The organism is Lelliottia sp. RWM.1 (assembly GCF_016859735.1).
Lineage (GTDB): Bacteria > Pseudomonadota > Gammaproteobacteria > Enterobacterales > Enterobacteriaceae > Enterobacter.
In genome coordinates, this window is the sequence record NZ_WLVC01000081.1 from 1 (window position 1) to 7,023 (window position 7,023).

General features: G+C 50.8%; 5 protein-coding genes. 4 read left to right on the plus strand and 1 reads right to left on the minus strand.

Annotated features, from left to right (window positions below; all coding sequences use genetic code 11):
- The first annotated feature begins 109 nt into the window (after positions 1–109).
- A complete protein-coding gene (locus GF617_RS25930; protein WP_023307223.1) occupies positions 110–1,078 on the plus strand; it encodes an IS5-like element IS903B family transposase in 969 nt (322 codons plus the stop codon).
- 363 nt (positions 1,079–1,441) lie between these two features.
- Positions 1,442–2,182: a tyrosine-type recombinase/integrase gene (locus GF617_RS25935; protein ID WP_001515717.1), complete on the plus strand. Its 741-nt coding sequence runs from the start codon at positions 1,442–1,444 to the stop codon at positions 2,180–2,182.
- Between the two features lie 697 nt (positions 2,183–2,879).
- Here GF617_RS25935 and GF617_RS25940 read toward each other — a convergent pair.
- Positions 2,880–3,890 carry a RepB family plasmid replication initiator protein gene (locus GF617_RS25940; protein ID WP_000200070.1) on the minus strand — a complete coding sequence of 337 codons (1,011 nt, stop codon included), beginning with the start codon at positions 3,888–3,890 and terminating at the stop codon, positions 2,880–2,882.
- Positions 3,891–4,640: 750 nt separating this feature from the next.
- On the opposite strand from GF617_RS25940, the gene sopA reads away from it, so the two are divergent.
- Both sopA and GF617_RS25950 read left to right on the plus strand, forming a co-directional pair.
- The gene (gene sopA, locus GF617_RS25945) at positions 4,641–5,807 is read left to right on the plus strand and encodes a plasmid-partitioning protein SopA (RefSeq protein ID WP_000523812.1); all 1,167 of its coding nucleotides are present in this window, start codon (positions 4,641–4,643) and stop codon (positions 5,805–5,807) included.
- Positions 5,807–6,778 (plus strand): ParB/RepB/Spo0J family plasmid partition protein, encoded by a 972-nt coding sequence (locus tag GF617_RS25950; protein ID WP_004206785.1) that lies wholly within the window; start codon positions 5,807–5,809, stop codon positions 6,776–6,778. The genes sopA and GF617_RS25950 overlap by 1 nt, the downstream gene beginning before the upstream one ends.
- The last annotated feature ends 245 nt before the right edge of the window (positions 6,779–7,023 follow it).

The window sequence follows — 7,023 nt, forward strand, 5'->3', positions numbered from 1 at the left end:
TCGAACTTTTGCTGAGTTGAAGGATCAGATCACGTATCTTCCCGACAACGCAGACCGTTCCGTGGCAAAGCAAAAGTGGCTTTGTTGAATAAATCGAACTTTTGCTGAGTTGAAGGATCAGATCACGTATCTTCCCGACAACGCAGACCGTTCCGTGGCAAAGCAAAAGTTCAAAATCACCAACTGGCCCACCTACAATAAAGCCCTCATCAACCGTGGCTCCATAACTTTCTGGCTGGATGATGAAGCTATTCAGGCCTGGTATGAGTCAGCAACACCTTCTTCACGAGGCAGACCTCAGCGCTATTCTGACCTTGCCATCACTACTGTGCTGGTCATTAAACGCGTATTCAGGCTGACCCTGCGCGCTGCGCAGGGCTTTATTGATTCCATTTTTTCTCTGATGAACGTTCCGCTACGCTGCCCGGATTACAGCTGTGTCAGCAGGCGGGCAAAGTCGGTTAATGTCAGTTTCAAAACGCCCACCCGGGGTGAAACCGCACACCTGGTAATTGATTCCACCGGGCTGAAGGTCTTCGGTGAAGGCGAGTGGAAAGTCAAAAAGCATGGCCAGGAACGCCGCCGTATCTGGCGTAAGCTGCATCTCGCCGTTGACAGTAAAACACATGAAATCATCTGCGCTGACCTGTCGCTGAACAACGTTACGGACTCAGAGGCCTTCCCCGGGTTAATCCGGCAAACCCACCGGAAAATCAGGTCAGCCGCCGCCGATGGCGCTTACGATACCCGGCTATGTCACGATGAACTGCGGCGTAAGAAAATCAGCGCGCTTATCCCTCCCCGAAAAGGTGCGGGTTACTGGCCCGGTGAATATGCAGACCGTAACCGTGCAGTGGCTAATCAGCGAATGACCGGGAGTAATGCGCGGTGGAAATGGACAACAGATTACAACCGTCGCTCGATAGCGGAAACGGCGATGTACCGGGTAAAACAGCTGTTCGGGGGTTCACTGACGCTGCGTGACTACGATGGTCAGGTTGCGGAGGCTATGGCCCTGGTACGAGCGCTGAACAAAATGACGAAAGCAGGTATGCCTGAAAGCGTGCGTATTGCCTGAAAACACAACCCGCTACGGGGGAGACTTACCCGAAATCTGATTTATTCAACAAAGCCGGGTGTACCAGGCCGGAAATCGCGTAGCGCTCTCTTCTCTTCTTTTTCCTGCCTAACATGTACATCCTGGCATTACTCCAATTCTCCCAAAAACCGTAAAACAGCCATCAACCCGCGTCATTACTGGCTTCATGGAGGATCTGAGCAGAAAAAGGATCCTTTACGTATTTGGTTTTACCCGCAATAATGCGGGATAAGACAACAAAAGGATCCGCGCGCTGCGATTTATTGTCATGGCAGGATCGGCCCGTCAGGTGCAAAATACCTGTATCCATAAACAGTGCGTGCGCTACGTGAAAAATAACTCATGAACAGCATCATTCCCTTGCAGAATTCACCAGAACGCGTCTCCCTGCTGCCGATCGCCCCGGGCGTTGATTTTGCGACCGCGGTGGCACTCCGGCGGATGGCCACCTCAACAGGTGCCACGCCGGCTTACCTCCTGGCGCCGGAAGTGAGCGCCCTCCTCTGGTATATGCCTGACCAGCGTCACCACATGTTGTTCGCCACCATGTGGAATACCGGGATCCGTATCGGTGAAGCCCGGACGCTCACCCCGGAATCGTTCGACCTGGATGGTCTGCGCCCTTTTGTTCGGGTGCTGTCGGAAAAAGTGCGGGCACGTCGTGGCCGGCCGCCAAAAGATGAAGTGCGTCTGGTACCGCTGACGGATGCCAGTTTTGTGCGTCAGATGGAAAGCTGGATGGTCACCACCCGCCCCCGCCGGCGTGAGCCGTTATGGCCGGTCACGGATGAGACAATGCGCAACTGGCTGAAACAGGCGGTGAAGCGGGCTGAAGCTGACGGCGTGCATTTTTCGATCCCCGTGACGCCGCATACTTTCCGTCACAGCTATATTATGCACATGCTTTATCACCGGCAGCCCAGGAAGGTCATCCAGGCACTGGCCGGGCATAAGGATCCGCGCTCGATGGAAGTCTATACCCGGGTATTTGCGCTGGACATGGCTGCCACCCTGGCCGTTCCCTTTACCGGTGATGGGCGAGATGCCGCGGAGATCCTTCGCTCCCTGCCCCCGGCCGGCTGAGATTGACGGCCCTGGCATGACGTCCTGTATTCCGCTAATACGAAATACAGGAGCAGAGCGCATTCAGTGCCCCTCCCTGCTCCAGCACACCAGGACATCATTCGGATGACTGAACAGCCGTGGTCTTGCACGGTGACCTGCAAGCCTGCAGGCATCGACATACCGCAGACAAGACAGGACACAGGCCGTACATCCCACAGTGTATTGTTTCCTGAAAGCTCAGTGAATCATCCCGTTAATTGCGAAAGTCATTCACCCCTGTGGCTCACTCCCTTCTGCCATCGGTCTCCTGTTCGCATTTAGCAGTGTGAAGCTGGCGCCGGGTTATACAGACAGCTGCAGTCTCATCCTGCCGGGCTAAACCTGCAATACACAGGGGAACGGATACCGTCAGGTAACATGACCGTCTCAGCATCCGATTGAGATTTTCGTAAGGGGTATAGAGCTTTACTGAAAAATTGACTGTGGCATGTTAACACGTGTGGAGCAGTGCACAGACCTGGGAATATCGCCGTTAAACCCGCATACCGTAGTCAATATCTGCGTATCACGGCCTGAAATCACATATGACAGTCAATATTGTTCGATCATGGCAGACATGATGGAGAACACATATTGACTGCGGTATGCGTGATGCATATCACAGTCAATGGAATGTCCTTAGCGGCATCCGGCAGTCATGTTATGCATATCGCAGTCAATTTTCTGGCTTCATCGCTGAGAGAGCTTCGGCCAGTTTAAGGGGATCGATGCCAGCAGCCTTCAGCGCCTTAATGACTTCGTCATAATTTTGCTCTGGCGCCTTCTCTTCTTCCTCTTTGCGCGGAACCTTCACAGGACCACTGATGAGTTTGGGGTTGCGATAATGCACGCTGAAATAGGTGGCTCGGCCACGTTTAAACTCAGTGTAATCCAGATAACCAATATCCCGCAGCTGCTCCATCGCCTTACGTACCGTGTGGTTCTGCGTATAGACATTTGAGGTGAGATTCAGCCGGTCACGCATCCGTTTCATGGAAATAGGTGCAGGATTCTGGGGAAGACTTTCGATGTAGGTATAAAGCGCCTGGGCTGATTCCTTGCGCTGCAGGGCGTCAATGGCTTTCAGCCGCAGCAGTACCCTTCTGTCCATGTGGTAAAGCTCAAACAGCTTAGGTTCAGCCTTGATCTCAACGATATCCTCGTTGATGTCATAATAGGCTGACTGCACCAGATGTGTGGTCCATCCTTTGGTCTCGCTCTGGAACTTCAGCGTAACCGAGGCGAGTTTAAACAGGGAATTACTGATGCGATCGCGCATTTTTTTGTTTGAACGACGGGAGTCAAATCCGCACATCTTAACGAATTCGACGAACGACAGTTCCAGGGTGTCACTTTTTACCCCATACTCCGACATGGAGCGAATTATCCCCAGCCAGACTTTAAAATCCGTGTCCATATCAAGACGCGAACCGGTGATCTTAACGTCAGTGTATCCTTCGCTTTTGGCAATGGACAGCTGTACAAGCTCCTCAGTCGCGTCTGTAACGTTTTTCCGGTTCGCCTTGCTCTTCCCTGTTGATTTCAGAGTTGGGACGAAGAGACCGAGTCTCATGAGCGCTACTGGCTGCACGGTACTGGTGCTGTTGACATCCAGCTTAACAACTTCACCGGTTGTCTTATCAACCTCCTGAAGGTTCAGAAGTAAGCTGTTATTTTCGCTCGTCATCTTGATCCTCAACGGTTATCCACAAAAGGATGTAGTAATACGTATCGCAGTCAACGGATATACATACCTCAGTAAATACCGTTGCATATCACAGTATTAGATTATGCATATAACAGTCAACATTTTACATTCCACAGTCGATCCAGACAGACGTTAAAGCCAGTTACAGCGCATGCTGGAGCGATCCGGGGATCTCTTTTGGATCTCATTATGATCTCCTTGGGATCAATTATTGGATCGAGACCATGAATAACCCAGATACAAGCCCGGAAGCGCCACACCAGATATCCAGAACCCTGGCCTTATTTTCCTGAATACGCTCTGGAAGATTGAGATCTACAGGTACAACAATGAAACATTGACTGCGGTATGCTGAGTCGTCTTTCCTCTTCCTCGACACAGATGCGGTAAGCATCATACCATAGTCAATATATTACATACCGCAGTCAATTTCATTATAACTGGCTGATCCCGAGCCATCTTTAGCAACCCGACGTACGTGCAATCTGTGAATTCTGTGATTTTCCGCTTCCTCGCCGCTTTCTCACTGTGTGAGATCGCTTACTGCGGCGAGCGGCAGTGATTAATATTGACTGCGGTATGTACTCTTTTGTAATCCCCTGCGTTCTTTCATTACCCAATGTGGTTCACTTTGCACTTTTTCGTGCACTTTGCGATTTTATTGTTGCTTTGCAATAAATTCCAAGATTTAATAAAATAATGCAAAGTGATGATTAAAGGATGTTCAGTATGGGACTCATGGATACACTCAACCAGTGCATAAGTGCTGGTCATGAAATGACGAAAGCAATCGCCATTGCACAGTTTAATGATGACAGTCCGGAAGCCCGGAAAATAACCCGGCGCTGGAGGATTGGTGAAGCGGCAGATTTAGTTGGCGTGTCATCTCAGGCTATCAGGGATGCCGAGAAAGCTGGCCGGCTGCCGCACCCTGATATGGAAACCCGTGGGAGAGTTGAGCAACGCGTTGGTTATACCATCGAACAAATCAATCACATGCGGGATGTATTTGGTACACGACTGCGCCGTGCTGAAGATGCGTTTCCGCCGGTGATTGGCGTTGCAGCTCACAAAGGTGGTGTTTACAAAACCTCAGTATCCGTTCACCTGGCTCAGGATCTTGCTCTGAAAGGACTCCGTGTTCTGCTTGTTGAAGGCAATGACCCACAGGGAACTGCTTCTATGTATCACGGATGGGTGCCCGATCTTCATATTCATGCTGAGGACACTCTCCTGCCCTTTTATCTTGGGGAAAAGGATGACGCCAGCTACGCTATAAAGCCCACCTGCTGGCCTGGCCTTGATATCATCCCGTCCTGTCTGGCACTGCACCGCATTGAAACCGAGCTGATGGGGAAATTTGACGAAGGCAAATTACCTGCTGACCCGCACCTGATGCTCCGTCTGGCCATTGAAACTGTCGCTCATGATTATGACGTGATAGTTATCGACAGCGCACCCAACCTTGGTATCGGTACGATAAATGTTGTATGCGCTGCTGATGTTCTGATTGTCCCTACTCCGGCAGAGCTGTTCGACTACACCTCCGCACTGCAGTTTTTCGATATGCTTCGTGACCTGCTTAAGAACGTGGATCTTAAAGGCTTCGAGCCAGATGTCCGTATTCTGCTTACCAAATACAGTAATAATAATGGCTCGCAGTCCCCGTGGATGGAAGAACAAATTCGGGATGCCTGGGGAAGCATGGTCCTTAAAAATGTTGTGCGCGAAACGGATGAAGTCGGCAAAGGTCAGATCCGTATGAGAACCGTTTTTGAACAGGCTATTGATCAACGTTCTTCAACCGGTGCCTGGCGTAATGCCCTCTCTATCTGGGAGCCTGTTTGCAATGAGATTTTTGATCGTCTGATTAAACCACGCTGGGAGATTAGATAATGAAGCGTGCTCCTGTCATTCCAAGACATACCACACATACTCAATCGACTGAAGATACTTCATCACCGGCGCCGGCCGCGCCGATGGTGGATTCATTAATTGCGCGCGTGGGTGCTATGGCCCGCGGTAATGCAATCTCTCTTCCGGTAAGTGGACGGGAAGTAAAATTTACCCTTGAGGTGCTCCGGGGAGACTCTGTTGAGAGCGCTTCACGCGTATGGTCAGGCAATGAGCGCGATCAGGAACTACTTACCGAAGATGCTCTGGATGATCTCATTCCTTCATTTTTACTGACCGGTCAGCAGACTCCAGCTTTCGGCCGCCGGGTTTCTGATGTCATAGAAATTGCAGACGGCAGCCGTCGCCGTAAAGCCGCAATCCTGACGGAAAGTGATTATCGCGTTCTGGTTGGTGAACTGGACGATGAGCAGATGGCTGCATTGTCCCGACTGGGTAACGATTATCGGCCGACGAGTGCTTATGAACGTGGCCTGCGTTATACAAGCCGGCTGCAGAATGAGTTTGCAGGAAATATTTCTGCGCTTGCCGATGCGGAAAACATTTCTCGTAAGATCATTACCCGCTGTATTAATACGGCCAAACTGCCTAAATCCGTTGTTGCCCTGTTTGCACATCCTGGAGAACTGTCTGCCCGGTCAGGTGAAGCCCTTCAGAAGGCTTTTGCAGATAAAGAAGAATTACTGAAGCAGCAGGCTGAGACTCTCCACGATCAGAAGAAAGCGGGACTAATCTTTGAAGCTGAAGAGGTCATTAGTCTTTTAACATCCGTACTGAAACAATCTCCCGCATCAAGAGTTAATCTGAGCTCACGTCATCAGTTTGCTCCAGGGGCAACAGCATTGTATAAGGGCGATAAAATGGTGCTTAACCTGGATAAGTCCCGCATTCCTGCGGAGTGTATAGAGAAAATAGAAGCCATTCTTAAGGAGCTTGAGAAACCAGGAGTCTGATGCGGACACGCATTATTCTACGGTGATCTCCCTTTACTTCATTTCCTTTCTCACAGGCCAGAAAACATAACTGGCCTGAATATTCTCTCTGGGACCACGGTCCCACCTGCGTCATCTGTCAGCTTATCTGCCTTGGACCACGGTCCCACCTGCATCGCCGGTCAGGTTATCTCCCTGGGACCACGGTCCCACCTGCATCGTCGGTCAGCTTATCTGCCTGGGACCACGGTCCCACCTGCGTCATC